This is a genomic window from Planctomycetota bacterium (assembly GCA_016125255.1).
GTDB lineage: Bacteria > Planctomycetota > Phycisphaerae > Phycisphaerales > Zrk34 > RI-421.
In genome coordinates this window covers 15,828-30,708 of record WGMD01000033.1, presented here as the reverse complement: position 1 = coordinate 30,708, position 14,881 = coordinate 15,828, and the positions used below count along the sequence as shown (strand labels likewise).

The following is a 14,881-nucleotide window of genomic DNA, read 5'->3' as shown; positions in this document are numbered from 1 at the left end:
ATCAGGCGACTCCGATCGTGCGTGCGATGCAAGCGGACACGTTGACGACGACCCGGCGGGCGCGGCCCTTCGTCAAAAGCCAGTCGACGTTGAGTCTCGCCCGCGTCATGGCGACCCAGCAACGGACGACCGCCTTCGCTTCCTGGCGGCGTCCGCCGCGGAGCGCCGACACAATGGCGTCGGCGGCGATGTATGCGTCTTTGATGATGGCGATGAGCGTTTGCATAACGATTGCTCTTTGAAACCCCCGGCCGGCGCGGAGATTCGCCGGCCGGGGCGTGGTGCGTCGGCATCTGCAACCGATGCCGTGAAGGTCATCAGGTCCGGGCGACCGCGTCGTCACGGATGCGGCGAAGTTCGCGCGTCACGCTTTCGAGCCGTTCGCGATTCAGGCGAATCCATTCCTGACGCGCCGACGAATTGGCCAGCGATTCGACATGCTCGCGAGCTTCGCGGACGGCGGCGTGACCGTTGAGCGTGCCGGGATAGACGCACCCGGCGATGTCGTTTCGCCAGGTCACGCCATCGCCACCGAAGCCCAGGCCGTGCAGCTTCGACAGCAGGTCCGCCCGCATGGCGTCGACGTGTTCGATCGCTTTGGCGTGCGCCTTCGTGGCGTCTTCGGCGAACGATTGATACAGCGCGTTGATCCGATGGCGCACAGCGACTTCCTCGCGGAGCGCCAGCAGGCGATTCGCCCGGATGGTGTCGGCCGACGCGATGTCATGTTCGTCGATGCCGTCGACGGCGAGTCGCTCAAGTCGCGCGCGATCTTCGTCGATGGTCTGCCGGCATGTGATGATGCTGTCGATCGCCGTGTTGACGGCGTCAACTTCGGCGCGCGTCTTCCGACTGTGCCACGGTTGCGGTTCGATCTGTGCGAGCGGGGTCCAGGCCATCAGTCAGATTCCTTTCTGTTCGTCGTTGCTGGTGTCGAACGTGATGCCGGCGGCGAATCGCGACAGCGCGGGCGAGAGACTTCCGTAGCGCTTCGCCGGCTTGGTCGCTGACGCGTTGGCGAAGTGCGGCAACCCTTCGTCGCCTGCAATCGCTTTGATGACGCCGGCTTGTTGCCGAACCTTTTCTTCCAGGTCGGCCGTATACTTCGCCTTCGCGTCGTCGAGCGTCATGCCGGCCGACTGCGCCGCAACGATGAAGTCGGAAGACGCCTTCGGCATGGCGGCCCGCAGTTCGTCGAAGGTCGCGGCCGACGGCGCCGGCGAAGTGCCAAGTTCAAGATTCTGCGGAACGATAATCACGTCGAACCTCAACGTCAGAGTGCCATTTCGGCGAGCTTGTCAGTCGTGTAGCCCAGCACGTTCAGGATGTCGCTGTACTTCACGCCGAAGCTGACGTCCTTCGACGTATAGATTTTCGTGACGTTCATGGATGCGCGATTGAACGTGTCGCCGGCGGCGGCGACGATGCGACGGTAGGCATCGCGGTCGGCGTACAGTGCGTTGATCGCCTGGCCACGACCGGCCGCTTCATATGCGGCGTCACGGAAGGCGCACACGGCCCAGGCGAGCCCGTAGACGCCAAAGCGGCGCGGTGATTTGTCGGGATCGCTCTTGGCGTCGACCGGCGTTGCGATGAGCGCACGCATTGCCGGCGTGATGCCGACGCGGACGGTCGACGCCGACGGCGCTTCGGCCGGCACGGCGTCGCCGATGAGTTTGGCCGCGCGTTCGGCGAACGTGCGCGCCGCGACAATCTCGCGGCGATCGTCGAACCACGCGCCACGAAGCGGCGGCATGGCGAAGTCGGGCGTACCCGCGGCGACATACTTGGCGACGTCGGCCGCATGGACGCGCTGCGGGCCGTTCGGTCCCAGGCGGTAGGCCGGCAGGGCGCCGCGGGCGATGAGTCTGCTTGCCGCAATTCGGCTTGTCGCGAGTTCGCTGGCGACCTGCTCGATCGTCAGCAGGCCGGCCGCAGATTGTGTGTTTGGTGCGATCATTGACGGTGTTCCTTCGGGGCGGTTGATTGACGATGACGAATTTACGCGACCGACTTCGCGCCGATGTACGCGCGGATGTATCGCCGATGTTGCGTGCTGTTAGGTTTTCTGCGGACGCCGTGAAGCCGGAATGCGATAGCCGGCGTTCCGGCGATTCTCGATGCCGTACGGCCCAAGCTCTTTGATGACCCGGCCGCGAAGCGTCGATGCGTCAAGGCGGAACCCGCGATCGGATAGCAGGTCGAGTATTTCCGTGCTGGTGAGCCCACGGTGCGGCGGATACTCCAACAGCAGTTCGTAGACCGCCGCCGCGCTCGCGGTGAGAATTGGCCGATCGACGATCGGTCGAACCGGCCGGCCGGCGGCGATGACTGCGATCGCGACACGCTGATCGGACAGGTCGGCCAGGTCTTGTGGTTGACGCGCGCCGGCCCGAATAAGCAATGCGGCCCGATCGATTGACACCGTCGGAAGCGGCCCGCCGATGATGCGTTCGGCCTCGGAAATGAGCGCGGCCGACAGGTCGGCCGGTTCGACGGCCGGCGTCTCGGCGGTCGGCGGGCGCGTGCGGCGTCGTGCTGTCGTGGCGGTCGTGGTCATGCGCGTGCGTCCGGGTGATGGCCGCCGGTGGCGCGAATGAATCCCAATCGGATGTCCTCAACGGTCGAGTCGCCGACAAGGTCCGCCAATGTCCAATTTTTTGACCAAGCCGAAGCGCCAAGCGTTCGACTCAACGCCTCGACGTTGAGTGGAATCGCTTCGCCGAGGGCTAGCGCAATCCCAAGCTTGATGCCCTGGGCCGTCGGCTCGACGTGCGTGACACGCTCGCCCAGGATGCGGACCAGGCGGACATATCCGGCCGCTTCGAGCTTCGCGCCGGCGGTCATGAATCGGCGGCGATCTGTCGCCGTCACGTCCCGCGTAAGCCAGTCGGCGGGACGCCACAACGGCCCATGCGCCAGCACGTCGACTCGCCGGTCATGCGTCCAGCCGACCGTTTCGTCGCTGGCCAGGTCGATCGTTGCGACCACACCGAGCAGAATTGCGCGCTCGTACGGACTAAGGCGATTGTTCCTGCGTCGCTTCATCGCGCGGCCTCCGTGATTGCCGACGGGTCCCACCATTCGCACAGCGACAACGCCCGAATCACTGCGGCGACGTCCGCGCCGGCGCCGTCGGCGTCGCCGATACCAACGGCCGCCGCAATCCCAGCCGGCGTCGGCCGAAGATGAGTCGTCCGACTGCCGATGACCTGAACCCGCTCGACCTGGCCGGCGCGCTCAAGGCGAGCGACGGCCAGTCGGAAGCGGTTCGCTTCGCGGTTCGTGTGCGCTCGATCGTGCCAGCACGCCGGAAGGTATCGCACGCCGAACGCGCGAAGCTCGTCGACGATCCGCATCGCGACGCCAGTCGGCGGGTCGCCGGCAACGTCAAGCTCGGCAAGAATTCCAAGCAGGATCGCTTTTTCATACGGGTGCGTCATATTTTGTTAATTTCCTCAAAAGAAACTTCCAAGACCGTCCGAGTGTTCCCGCCGCCATAAGTCAAGCGTTGGCAAGGAAGTACCTTTTTTGCGCGCGCATCAAGGCGTCGACGGCAGTTGTTCACGTTGTCGCTGCATGTACACATGGTCGCGCGCCTTGCGTAACCCTGTGATGTGGTGACATTGGATATTGATCTAGAATCTAATATCACCACGTCTAGGGTCATAGAGAGTGTGCTAGCTTCTGGTCGGGCAGTTGCAAGTGATAAACAGGCGGGAACGTCCCCAGCTGTGCGATCGTCCTGGTGTCGAGTTCCTTCTTTGCGCGCGTCATCACGCGGCGGCCGAAGTTCTGCATTGTGGCCAAGCGTTCAACCTCGCGAATAGGCATCGGCGGTGCGTCGTCGCCACGTTGGCGCTTGCTCTTGCTGGCCAGGGAGACGGCGGCGCGCGCGCTCTGCATGTAGCGTTGCGATCGCTTCGTCAGGAAGGCGACGTCGGCGGATCGCTCCGACTTGATGTCTGCCCTGCGGATGACGTCGGCCCATGACCCGATGATTCGGCTTGCATCTTCAAGGTCGGCGGCGATCGTTTCTAGCGTTTTCGATTCAATTTTGTCGTTCATGGCTTATTGCCCCTTTTTGTCCGCTTTTGTTCCGTCGTTTATGGAACAAAAGTCGTCGCTGTAAGTGTCTGTTAAATATATATATTGATATATATATCTACCCTTATTACCCCTTTTGTTCCGCCTCTCTTTTTCCCCTCTTTCTTCACGCGTGTACCCACTCCCGTTGACTGTATGACTTTCTCCGGGAACAAAAGGTACAAAAGGGTATCGGACGTACATAATGCGTTGTCGTTACTGTTACTTGCGTGCATGACTTTTGTTCCAAAACGCCGGTACATAAGACGGAACATAAGTGGCCATTAAGTCGCCGGATCGTATTCTGTTAATGCACCGGCGTTGCTCATGGCGTTGCGCTTGAGCCAGGCGACAAGCTTCTTTGGCGTGTCAGACCTGATCTTTGCGACGTCCGCGCACGCGCGGACATGATCCGGCATCAGGTCATGGAACGCCTTTGCGAGTCGCATTGCCTTTGCAATCCCGACGACGGTCGGACCGACGGCAATGCCTGTCGGAATGTGATCGATGTGACACAGTCGCAACGGCGCCATCCCCCGAAGCAATCGAACAGCGAAGACGCCGCCAGTGCCAGGCACAGGTCGACCCTTGACGACAGCCGGCCCGTCGTGTTTGATGATTCGATATGTGATCGTGTGAATCTTTTTTGACATTAATAGCTCCCGCCTGCGTAGCAGGCCGTTATGGTCATCCGATCCGATACCTTGTCGCCGGCCGTCCGACGGTGTTGATCGTTTCAATGACAAGCTCGCCGGCCTCAACAAGATCGGCCAGGGCTTCGCGTCTATCTCGCGGCCGCTCATGCTTGAGCGACCGGCTGATGTCGGTCGACGTCACGCCACCGCGACGCGAACGCACGACAGCAAGGATTTTGTTTTTGATTCGCCCGGTGTCGGTGTCGGCGACGTTGTGGCGGATCGCGTCGACAAGTTGATCGGTCAAGACGCTGACCAGCGTCGCCGCGTAGTTCGCAAGGTCGGCTCCGATGATCGGTGCGTCGTACGCGCAAGACGACGCGATGACGAGCGCCACCTTACGCGCGTTTTCTTCGGCCCGGCTCCAAAGCGCGTCAAGCCCCGACCTGTCGCCAATGATCTTGCGGCGACGCCGGCGAGCGTCGGCCCGCAGGTCGATGAAGATCGCTTCGGCCTGCGGCTCCGTCTTGACGGTGATTTGCCATGGGAATTCGCGCGTTGCAAGGTTCCCGACGACGCCAGCAGGCGCTTCGATGTACCGTTCCAGCCATTTCAGCACGCATACGACCATGCCTGCCGGCGGGTCCGTCGGCTTCGCCGCGATCGGGTCAGGGTCGTTATTGTCCGTCTGGAAAACTAGCAGGCGGCCCAAGAATCCATCGCGTACTTGCGTCGTCGTGATGCCTTCAAAAAATGTCGCCGGGTTCGTCGTTCCGTAGATACACACGTTCGGTTGCACGATATCGATGCGATCGTCGGTCTTGTATTCCTTCCCACGAAACATCGACGACGCCGACGAATACAGCTTTGTCAGCGTGACCGGTATTCGCTTCGTGTACGCTTGTGCGTTGCGGTCGTTCGCCTGGGCGATGAAGTGACCGATTTCGTCAAGCTGGAAAAGCGTCGCTGGATTGTTGAAAACGCTTTGAAGCAAGCCCGAATCACTGGCGACGTCTTCGCCGGCGAGCAACCCCGCGGCGAGCCCGCCGGCTGCTGCGGCAAGTCGCTTGATGCACTTGCGGCTGTGATCCTTGCCAGCGCCGGATTCAGCGACGCCCAGCGTGTAGACGTTCGTCCTCAAGTCCCATTCGTCGCGAACCTTCCGCCCGACGACAGCGCCCCAAAACGCGATCGCGTTCGCGAGCGCAAGAATCGGCTGCGGCTTGAATGCGGTCGCGTTGATCCAGCTGCACAATTCACCGACAAGGCCCGGCGGCGACAGTATCCACGCCGGAAGGCCGGCCGTCGCCCCGTCACCATCTTCACCCGCCGCCTCGATGACCGACACCGCCGGCGTATCATCGACGGCAGCCATCTTTTCAGCAGTTGCCTTCGCCGAGTTAAACCTGGCCAGCAGCGCCGAAGCGACTTCGGCGCCATGCTCGACGGCGCTGTCGTCGGTCGCGTAGCCGGCGGCGTCGGCAAGCCAGCCATGCGGGCGGTCGTGACGCTGTCGGATCGCTTCGTCGATCTTGCGTTCAAAGTCGCGCGACTCGCGGATCGACGACAAATCCCACGGCGGCACGCACCGCGGATTGAATTCGGTAGCGAGCAAGTGATATGCCGTCGGCCGGTCGAGCCCGAAGCCGTGACACATCGCCGTCGCCGCGGCGTACAGCGCGTTGTGACCGGCGGCGCCCTGAATCGCCGGCTGCATCGTCGACAGGTATGCCGACGCCCGCCGGGTTACGTCGTCTTCGGTAGTGTTAACACGCCTCGTCGGTGTCGCGTTCTGCGTTACGACGCCCGGATGATCGGCATTACTCGCCGCAACGCCCGTAGCCCTATCCCACGGCCGCCGAGACGGCGTGTACGCATTGGCCGACTCTGACGCCGGCCAGAGCCGCTGGCATAGCGCCTCAAGCTGTCCTTGTCTCGCTTCGATCGTTGCCGGCGTGCCTTCGACACGCTGACCTGTGACAGTGAAGTATCGACCACGGTCGTACACTTCGATTTGGGACATGCCGGCGCTTTGCTTCGCTGTGCATCGAGCATTCGCCGGCTTCTCGCCCTTGATCCAAAGCTTCACGCCGCCGCCGCTCGGAGAGACTTCGGCATAGCTTGCCAGTTCGTCGATGATGCTTCGGGCTTCCGGCGTGATCCGACCATCGACGATGCAGTCGTCAAGGTCGATTCCGACCATGCCGTCATCTTCGGCGAAGACGTAGCCGATGCCGTCGACGCCGCCGGCGGTGTAGGTCGCGATAGATTCGTCATGCGTTGCCCACGTCGACCGGTCCGTCGAGCTTGCAAGCCGGCGTGACTTGGCGTTGACGGGTAGTTTCGTGCCGTCAGTGTGTCGCCAGCACACCCAATGCGGACGCTGGCGAAGCTCTGCGGGTATGGCGTCGAAGTTGATTGTTGCCAGTTCGCTCATGCCGCCCCCCCGATCGCGGGCCGAAGCTTCCGTTCGGCGACGGCGGCCAGATGGTCGACGGGGGCGACATGCGAAGCGCAGACGCCATACACAACAACGCAGGTTCGTCCCGCCGGCGGCGTGCCCAAACCAAACGAACGCGGGTCGTTCGGTTTGAACACACCGAACGCCGTCGCTTCACATCCGCAAACGATGCAAACCGTTGGAAAATCGCTTGACATTGAGTTGTTTTGTGCAACCATTCTTGTTGTGCAAACCATGCAAACGCCAGGTCGGCCGCCACCGCCTGGCGTTTTGTTTTTCTCCGCCCGCTACGCTCCTCGATTCCTCCGAATCCATCGCTCTACCGACGCACTTGACCAGCGAACGATACCGCCAAGCTCAAAGTCAGCCGGCGGCAATTTGCCTTCGTGGCGCCATCGCTTGATGGAGCCGACATGCACGCCCAGGTGATCGGCGAGTTGCTGCATGTCGACCATGCCGACGCCAAGCGCCGAAGTTGCGAGTTGTTCGACGGCCGACCGGTTCATCACGCGTTCGCCACATCGGTAGTTGCAGTTTGACGCCGACGCGCCTCAATGCGATTGAGTTCGTCACCGATCGCCTGTAATTGCCGATCATCAAAAAGGCGCCACGTCGAAGCTCGCGCTGCGGGCTTTAGGCGTAACCGTTCGATGGCGTATCGAACCCGATGCTCTTTGACATTGAGCCGTTCGACTACCTGTCCGAATGTATACATTTGCGCTCTCCAACTTTTATCATGTCACGGATTCAATCTAGTCGTAATCTGTGACCTGCCTAGTTGTTAACATCTGCGAATTTATCTGGCGAGAATCGTAAAGTGCGAATTGTGAATGTATTACAAAGAGAAATAATTATTTTATCGATTTGTGAAAATAATCGATTTACGAATATATTGTGAAACAGAAGACGCCGACACGCCGTCAAGCGTGTCGGCATTGAGCTACTGCGATTCGATTTGCGACGCGGAAGGATCGTCGAGCGGCAACAGTTCGACCGGCCCGATTCCGCCGACCGACATCATCAAGGTGTCCCATTCGACAATCTCGACTGTCCCATCGTTATGCCTGATCTTCGCGTAACGGGCCGTGCCGCTGACCAGTTCGACGGCGTCGGCTTCGTAATGAACCATCGTCCCCGGTGGCACAATGATCGCTTGCCCGGCGTACTTGAATGCATATCCCGCCAATACTCTGCTTGACGACATAGGGTCGCTCCGGCCGGCGATTGCGTTTGCCCTACGATGCTGCGCGCCGGCATGGCGCAGTCGGGCCAAAATTGTCAGTCTTCGCGCAATGATGCCCCCTCGACGATGCCGATGATGCGCGCGCGAACGCGCGCCGGCAAGGTCGGCCATGCGGTGATTACCGCCTTCAATGTCGGATCAACTGCCGCGCTTTTTGCAGCGGGCTTCGTGGCGTCCGACGTAAGTTGTTGTGATTGCTCGCCCGCGTCAGAATTGGACGGGGGTTCAATTCCCCCCGGCTCCACTTTTCCCGCGCGGTGATCGTCGTGCGCGATCGATCAGCAAAAGGCCCTCGGCTTCGCCGGCGGCCTTTTTTGTTGCGCTCGTCGACGACGCCCGGCTCGACGGGGGCGGCGGGGGGAGTTACATTGAACGACCCCGCCGGTCACTTTTGTCGAGGTCGTGCCATGGACATTCATCGAATGATTTACTGTTTTGCGGCGTTGTGCTGCGCGCTGTTCGGGCGCGCGACGATGGCGCAGCAGGCGGATGCGAAGAGCGAACCGCTCCGCAATGTCATCTTCATTCTCTCCGACGATCACCGCTTCGACTTCATGCGCTTCCATCCCGGCTGCCCTCAGTGGCTCCAGACGCCGGCGATGGATCGCATGGCGCGCGAGGGCGTGCATCTGGCCAACGCGTTCGTGTCGACGTCGCTCTGTTCGCCGAGCCGGGCGTCGATTCTGACGGGTCAGTACATGCATCACCATCATGTGGTCGACAATCAGCATCCGGTGCCGCCGGGGACGCTGTTCTTCCCGCAGACGCTTCAGAAGGCCGGTTTCACCACCGCGTTCATCGGCAAGTGGCACATGGGCCACGACTCCGACGAACCGCGCCCCGGCTTCGATCACTGGGCCGGTTTCCGCGGGCAGGGCGAGTACAACGACCCGACGCTCAACATCGACGGCCAGCGCAAACAGTTCAAGGGTTACAGCGCCGATGTGCTCACCGACCTGGCCCTCGACTGGCTCAAGACCGGCCGCGCCGCTGACAAGCCCTTCTTCCTTTACCTGTCGTTCAAAGCGCCGCACTATCCGTTTCAACCGGCCCCGCGCAATCAGGGCATTTATCACGACAAGCCGATTCCCTATCCGCCGACGATCGGGCGCACCGAAGAGAACTACCGCACTCAGCCCAACTGGGTCAGGGAACGCCGCTACTCCATTCACGGCATCGATCACATGGAGACCGGCCGATTCGACAATGATCCCGTGCCCAGCTTCGACGACTGGTACCACAACTACACCGAAGCGATTCACACGGTCGACGAAGAGATCGGCCGCGTGCTCGACTACCTCGATCAGTCGGGTTTGTCGCGCAGCACGCTTGTCATCTACATGGGCGACAACGGATTTCACATGGGTGAGCATGGGTTCTACGACAAGCGCGACGCCTTCGAGCCGTCGATGCGCGTGCCGATGCTGGCGTGGGCGCCCGGTCATCTGCCCGCCGGCGGGCGCGTCGAGAAGATGGTGCAGAACATCGACATCGCGCCGACGATTCTCGGCGCGCTGGGCGTGGAGGTCGATGAGGCGATGAAGTTCGATGGCCGGTCGTTCTGGCCGCTGGCGATGGGACAGGACGTGCCCGACTGGCGGGACCATATTCTCTACGAGTATCACTGGGAATGGAACTTCCCCGCCACGCCGACGATGTTCGCCATCCGCACCGACCGCTACAAATACGTCTACTACCATGGCGTCTGGGACATCGATTCGTTTCACGATCTGGCGACCGATCCCGATGAGCGCCACAATCTGATCCAGGTCCCTGCGTACCAGGACCAGATCGCCAAGCTGCGCGATCAGATGTTCAAGGAACTGGAAGCCAGCGGGGCGCTCGACACGCCGGTCCGCCCGCCCTACGGCGAGCGGCTCGATCAGCGCAAGCTGCCCGAGTAGTGCAACGCCATCACCACGCCCGATCCGCCCGGCTCATTAGCTCCGCCGGCACGGCGTCATCGGCGAACTGTCGCGTCGCGCCGTCGTAGCGGAGCGTCGTGTTGGGCAGGCGCTGCGCGATGGTGCCGATCAGAACGGACTCGACCAGATGTCCGCCGTATCCGTCGAGCGGAGCTTCGGTCGCCGCTTCGCCGCGGACAGCGTCGATGAATTTGTGGTAGTGGTCGATCGGATCGAGCTTGGGGAACTTCACATCGGCGAACTTCTCGGCGGGAAGAAGCCGGGGGGCGGCGACATGCGGAAGCATCATCGCGCCCTTTTCGCCGATGGTCATGCTCCCCGTCTGCGGCAGGCGGAAGGGGAAGCGATCGGTGATCTCCTTCGGCGCGGTCGAAGCGCCGTCGTACCACGTGAGCGTCAGCGTGTCGCCGGCCGTGCGTTCGTTGCCGGCGTACTCGAAACGCACCGTCGTGCGGTCGGGCCAGTTCTGTTCGGTCGGGGCCGGGCCGGTCGAGGTGATGCGCCGCGGCGAACCGAGCCCGAGCGCCGAGACGGGCGAGTCGAGCACGTGACACGCCATATCGCCGAGCAGCCCCGTGCCGAAGTCGACCCAATCGCGCCACTGGTCGGGGTGATACACGTTGGGCGCGAACGGGCGATGCGGCGCGACGCCGAGCCAACTGTTCCAGTCGAGCGTCGCCGGGGGCGTGACCGGCGTCGGCAGCGCCCGCGGCCCGCCCCAGGTCTTATTCGACCACGCATGAATCTCCCGCACCTTGCCGATGAGCCCTTCCTCTATCGCCCACCGCGCCAATCGAAACTCCGTCCGCGCATGATTCTGAATGCCCAACTGCGTCACGACCGGCGTGGCATGCGCCTTGTCCCGCAATGCCGTCAGTTCATTGAACCACTTGGTCATCGGCTTCTGGCAGTACAGATGTTTGCCCGCCTCCAGCGCCCGCATCGCCACCGGTGCGTGCATGTGGTCGGGGATCGTTACGTTGCACGAATCAAATTCCCCGGCAAAATCATCGAAAATGCGGCGCCAGTCGCTGAACGTCTTCGCGTCGAGCTTCGTCTTGCCCATCGCGGTCGCAAGATGCGAAGCGTCCACATCGCACACGCCGACGATCCGGACGTGGGGGTGGCTCATGAACTGATGCAGGTCATTGAACGCCATGCCCCCGGCCCCGATGCACACATGGCGCACCACGCTGTTCGGCGAAGCGGCGCGGATCAGCCGAGGCGACACCAGTGGCATCGTCAACCCGGCGACGGCGATCTGTTTGACGAACGTGCGCCGCGTCGGCGAAGCATTGGACATCATGGGGCCTCCGGCTTGTCGTGCGCGACGACCCAGACATTACGGAAAATCACCGGGCTGCCGTGGTATTGAAGCTCGAACGGCTGGGCATCGCCCTCGGGCTTCTTGCGAAGCGATGTGAACGCGGCGTTCGTCGGATGGGGAATCTCATATTGATCGTGCACCAGTACGCCGTTGTGCCGGACGGTGATCGTCGCATGCTTGACGATCTTCCCATCGGCGTCGACGCGCACGATGGCGAAGTCGATGTCATACGTCTGCCAACCGCCCGGCGGGAACGTCGCGTCCAGGTCCGGATCGCGCAGCTCGAAGATGGCGGCATTGCGCAGGCGGGTGGGCCAGCGGCCGAATGAGTCGTTGATCTGAAGTTCGTAGCGCCCGTCGAGAATCACGCCGCTGTTGCCGCGGGCCATGTCGCGCTTGTCCGGCTCGAAGGGCGTGCGATATTCGACGTGCATCGTCATGTCGCCGAAGGCCTGTTTCGACACGGCGGGGGCGGCCAGTTCGTGTTCGGTCGTCATCGTCGCGCCGGTCCGCCATGCATCGAGGTTCGTCCCGTCAAAAAGCACGATCGCGCCAGGCGGCGCGGCGGCGCCTTCAGTCGGGCTTTTGCGATGCACCTTTTCGAGTTTCGCCCACGGTTTGCCGTCGGGTTTGAGAAGTTCGACGCCCGAGCCGTCGGTAATGGTCGCGGCGGCGCCGTCGAAGTTGATCAGATGAGTCACCCCATCGACGCGGGCGCCATCGAAGCGGTCGCGCGTGCGGCGGTTCCATCCTTCGCCGGGCAAACCGCCCGGCAGAAGATAGGCTTCAAACCGATCGTGTCCGAGAGCGACGACCTGCATGCCCATCTTCGGCCCGACGTACTCGCCTTGAATGGCGAACGCGGCGGCGTCATCGCGCTGCTCATCCGCAAAACCCGGAAGGGCTCCGGCGAGCATGCAGAGCGTGATCCAAAACGTCAGAGCGGTTGACTTCATTGTGGGTTGAAAATCTTCGGGGAGTCCGTGGTCTTTTCGATGGACACGTGCGAATCGACATACAGCACGTTGGCCACGCCGGTGTTCAGTTCATCGCCGTTGGCCGGGTAGTAGCCGTCGGCGGCGTAGCGCTCGGGCAGGGGCAGATGGTACGTGGCGATCGTGTCCTTGAGGGGCCAGTCGGGATTCTTGAGGACAAGCCGGCCGTCGTTCATGGCGAACGCGGCGAACTTGGGGTGAATCCAGGGGTTTTCCTCGCTCATGAGGCCCAGCGTCGAGGCCTGCTTGATGTTGGCGAGGCGGTTGAGCAGCTTGCTTTGCCGCCACGGGCCCGGCGGGGCGGTCGTCTGATTCGGCTCGTAGCACCCGACGTTCCAGTTCATCACGTAGCTGCGCGCCGGGTCGGACTGCCCGCAGACCTTGACGAACTGCGGACACAGGTAGACCTTTTCGTTGTTGACGTAGCGGAAGAGCGTGCCCTTGGTGACGCCGTCGTGTCCGCTCGTGCCGTACCACGAACTTGTCGCCACCACCCAGTCGCTCATGCTCACGAACGCATCGCGATTGTCGGCGCAGTAGGCGTACTGCGCTTGCCCGAAGGTGCGCAGATTGGTGGCGCAGAGCGTCACCTTCGCGACCTCGCGCGCCTTGGCGAGCGCGGGCAGAAGAATCGCGATGAGCAGGGCGATGATCGCAACGACGACGAGGAGTTCGATCAATGTGAAAGCATGTTTGCGCATGAGTGACGTTTCTGTGTTCAACGGCGCCGCCGCATCAGATGCGCGCCCAGCAGCGTCAGTCCCGCCGGGAGCGCGGCGGGCGTGGGGACCAGCGAGATCGCTTCGATCTCGACGGTGTCGAAGCGCAGGCGGTCGGTCGGATTGTCGACGTAGAAGCCGATGCCCTGAAGGGTGGTGCCGGTGAGCGTGGTGCTGGAGCCGAGCGAGAGGACGGTGTTCTCGGTGAAGCTGAGCGAGCGCCATGTCGCGCTGAGCAGGTCCAGCGATTTGAGCGCGAACGAGCCGGTCTGCGTGAAGGTGGCGTCGGAGGCGTACCAAACGCCGTCGATGAGCAGGGCGACGCGCACGGCGTTGGAGGCGTTGGTGTACTGCTGCCAGTTGATCTTCGTGATCAGGTAGTCGCTGAGGTTGACGTTGACTTCGTTGGTCCAGAGCAGATGGGGCGTGGCGCTGGTGTCATTATCGAACATGAATCCGCGGACGAGTTCGGCGTTGGCGGGGAACGAATTGATCGGCTCGGCGGTCGTCGGCACGCCGTTGGCGAATGAGAGGCGCGGATCGGTGATGGGGCTCGAGCCGGTGTAGGTCGGGGCGGACGCGCCGGTGGATCCGACGTTGACCTTCCAACCGGTCTCGCCCAGGGCGGCGTCGACGCCGTCGTCATTGGGGAAGATTTCGCGATAGATGACCTGCGACGGGCGCGTCAGGGCGTAGAAGTGCCTGGTCACGGCCGCCGTCGACAGCGCGGTGTTGTAGATGGCGACTTCATCGATGCCGCCTTTGAACGCTTCGGTGGCGCCGGAGTCGAACATGCCGATGCCGAGGTTGGCGGAGGTGGCGAAGTTGCCGGTGATGGCGGCGTTGGTGTTGGTCTGCACAAGCGTCGGCGCGGGGGCGGACAGATTGGCGACCCAACTGTTGAAGACGGTGTTGGAGCCGGATGTGGTGAACGTGCCGACGACGTAGTACCAGTTGCCGGTGACGTAATTGGAAGCGTAGTCACGCAGGGCGGCGCCATCGGAGAACGCGCCGCTGCCAACGCCGGTCTTCAAGTCGCCTTCGCGTTGAAGCAGGAAGTAGCCGCGCGTGGGCGATCCGCCGGACGAGACGGCGTACTGGTTCGCCGCCCCGACGGACCCATCGGGGCGGATCAGGGCTTCGATCGTCAGCGTGGTGCTGAGCGTGGTGGACCCGCTTTTGAGCGCGGTGCCGGACGTGGCGGTCACCCCGGGGAAAAAGGCGGTCGTCGTGCCGTCGAAACCGGTGGAATAACTGATCGACGTGCCGCTGCCGTAGCTCGACACGCTCAGGTTCAGCGAGCCGACTTTGTCGAGTTGTCGATCCGCCGTGGTCGCGCCTTCGAACGTGTACAGGTGCGCGATGCTCGGATCCGTCAGCACCAGCGAGCGCATCGCGACGACCGACGCCGCCGCATCCGCCGCCCCGATCGCCGAACCGATCGCCATCGCCCACACGATCCGCTTGCCTCTTCTCATACTCATATGCGT

18 protein-coding genes are annotated in these 14,881 nt (G+C 62.5%); 3 read left to right on the top strand and 15 right to left on the bottom strand.

All coding sequences use genetic code 11. From position 1 onward, the window contains the following. Window position 1: 1 nt before the first annotated feature. The 6 genes from GC162_19595 to GC162_19570 form a co-directional block, all read right to left on the bottom strand. The gene (locus tag GC162_19595; protein MBI1370844.1) at window positions 2-226 is read right to left on the bottom strand and encodes a hypothetical protein; all 225 of its coding nucleotides are present in this window, start codon (window positions 224-226) and stop codon (window positions 2-4) included. Between the two features lie 91 nt (window positions 227-317). Then, window positions 318-899, bottom strand: a complete 582-nt coding sequence (locus tag GC162_19590; GenBank protein MBI1370843.1) for a hypothetical protein — start codon at window positions 897-899, stop codon at window positions 318-320. Between the two features lie 3 nt (window positions 900-902). Then, window positions 903-1,271: a hypothetical protein gene (locus tag GC162_19585; GenBank protein ID MBI1370842.1), complete on the bottom strand. Its 369-nt coding sequence runs from the start codon at window positions 1,269-1,271 to the stop codon at window positions 903-905. 2 nt (window positions 1,272-1,273) lie between these two features. Continuing rightward, window positions 1,274-1,960, bottom strand: a complete 687-nt coding sequence (locus GC162_19580; protein ID MBI1370841.1) for a hypothetical protein — start codon at window positions 1,958-1,960, stop codon at window positions 1,274-1,276. 99 nt (window positions 1,961-2,059) lie between these two features. Further along, complete coding sequence (locus tag GC162_19575; protein MBI1370840.1) at window positions 2,060-2,560, bottom strand: hypothetical protein; 501 nt, start codon at window positions 2,558-2,560, stop codon at window positions 2,060-2,062. Next, a complete protein-coding gene (locus tag GC162_19570; protein MBI1370839.1) occupies window positions 2,557-3,048 on the bottom strand; it encodes a hypothetical protein in 492 nt (163 codons plus the stop codon). The genes GC162_19575 and GC162_19570 overlap by 4 nt, the downstream gene beginning before the upstream one ends. A 140-nt stretch (window positions 3,049-3,188) precedes the next feature. On the opposite strand from GC162_19570, the gene GC162_19565 reads away from it, so the two are divergent. Then, a complete protein-coding gene (locus GC162_19565) occupies window positions 3,189-3,503 on the top strand; it encodes a hypothetical protein (protein MBI1370838.1) in 315 nt (104 codons plus the stop codon). A gap of 163 nt (window positions 3,504-3,666) precedes the next feature. On the opposite strand, the gene GC162_19560 is transcribed toward GC162_19565, so the two are convergent. Further along, on the bottom strand, window positions 3,667-4,068 hold the full coding sequence (locus GC162_19560) for a hypothetical protein (protein ID MBI1370837.1): 402 nt from the start codon (window positions 4,066-4,068) through the stop codon (window positions 3,667-3,669). Window positions 4,069-4,773: 705 nt separating this feature from the next. After that, a complete protein-coding gene (locus GC162_19555; protein MBI1370836.1) occupies window positions 4,774-6,378 on the bottom strand; it encodes a hypothetical protein in 1,605 nt (534 codons plus the stop codon). A gap of 273 nt (window positions 6,379-6,651) precedes the next feature. On the opposite strand from GC162_19555, the gene GC162_19550 reads away from it, so the two are divergent. Next, the gene (locus GC162_19550) at window positions 6,652-7,044 is read left to right on the top strand and encodes a hypothetical protein (GenBank protein MBI1370835.1); all 393 of its coding nucleotides are present in this window, start codon (window positions 6,652-6,654) and stop codon (window positions 7,042-7,044) included. Between the two features lie 425 nt (window positions 7,045-7,469). On the opposite strand, the gene GC162_19545 is transcribed toward GC162_19550, so the two are convergent. From GC162_19545 to GC162_19535, 3 genes are all read right to left on the bottom strand, one after another. After that, window positions 7,470-7,688 (bottom strand): helix-turn-helix domain-containing protein, encoded by a 219-nt coding sequence (locus tag GC162_19545; GenBank protein ID MBI1370834.1) that lies wholly within the window; start codon window positions 7,686-7,688, stop codon window positions 7,470-7,472. After that, window positions 7,688-7,897, bottom strand: coding sequence for a MerR family transcriptional regulator (locus GC162_19540; GenBank protein ID MBI1370833.1), 210 nt, complete (start codon window positions 7,895-7,897; stop codon window positions 7,688-7,690). The genes GC162_19545 and GC162_19540 overlap by 1 nt, the downstream gene beginning before the upstream one ends. A 225-nt stretch (window positions 7,898-8,122) precedes the next feature. Further along, complete coding sequence (locus GC162_19535) at window positions 8,123-8,536, bottom strand: hypothetical protein (protein MBI1370832.1); 414 nt, start codon at window positions 8,534-8,536, stop codon at window positions 8,123-8,125. Between the two features lie 362 nt (window positions 8,537-8,898). Between GC162_19535 and GC162_19530 the strand changes: the two genes are divergently transcribed. Further along, window positions 8,899-10,329 carry a sulfatase-like hydrolase/transferase gene (locus tag GC162_19530; protein MBI1370831.1) on the top strand — a complete coding sequence of 477 codons (1,431 nt, stop codon included), beginning with the start codon at window positions 8,899-8,901 and terminating at the stop codon, window positions 10,327-10,329. Between the two features lie 10 nt (window positions 10,330-10,339). On the opposite strand, the gene GC162_19525 is transcribed toward GC162_19530, so the two are convergent. The 4 genes from GC162_19525 to GC162_19510 are packed head-to-tail and all read right to left on the bottom strand — an operon-like array spanning window position 10,340 to window position 14,875. Continuing rightward, window positions 10,340-11,656: a gfo/Idh/MocA family oxidoreductase gene (locus GC162_19525; GenBank protein ID MBI1370830.1), complete on the bottom strand. Its 1,317-nt coding sequence runs from the start codon at window positions 11,654-11,656 to the stop codon at window positions 10,340-10,342. After that, window positions 11,653-12,633, bottom strand: a complete 981-nt coding sequence (locus tag GC162_19520) for a DUF1080 domain-containing protein (GenBank protein MBI1370829.1) — start codon at window positions 12,631-12,633, stop codon at window positions 11,653-11,655. The genes GC162_19525 and GC162_19520 overlap by 4 nt, the downstream gene beginning before the upstream one ends. Further along, a complete protein-coding gene (locus tag GC162_19515) occupies window positions 12,630-13,373 on the bottom strand; it encodes a prepilin-type N-terminal cleavage/methylation domain-containing protein (GenBank protein MBI1370828.1) in 744 nt (247 codons plus the stop codon). The genes GC162_19520 and GC162_19515 overlap by 4 nt, the downstream gene beginning before the upstream one ends. Before the next feature lie 17 nt (window positions 13,374-13,390). Continuing rightward, window positions 13,391-14,875, bottom strand: coding sequence for a hypothetical protein (locus GC162_19510; GenBank protein ID MBI1370827.1), 1,485 nt, complete (start codon window positions 14,873-14,875; stop codon window positions 13,391-13,393). Window positions 14,876-14,881: the final 6 nt, after the last annotated feature.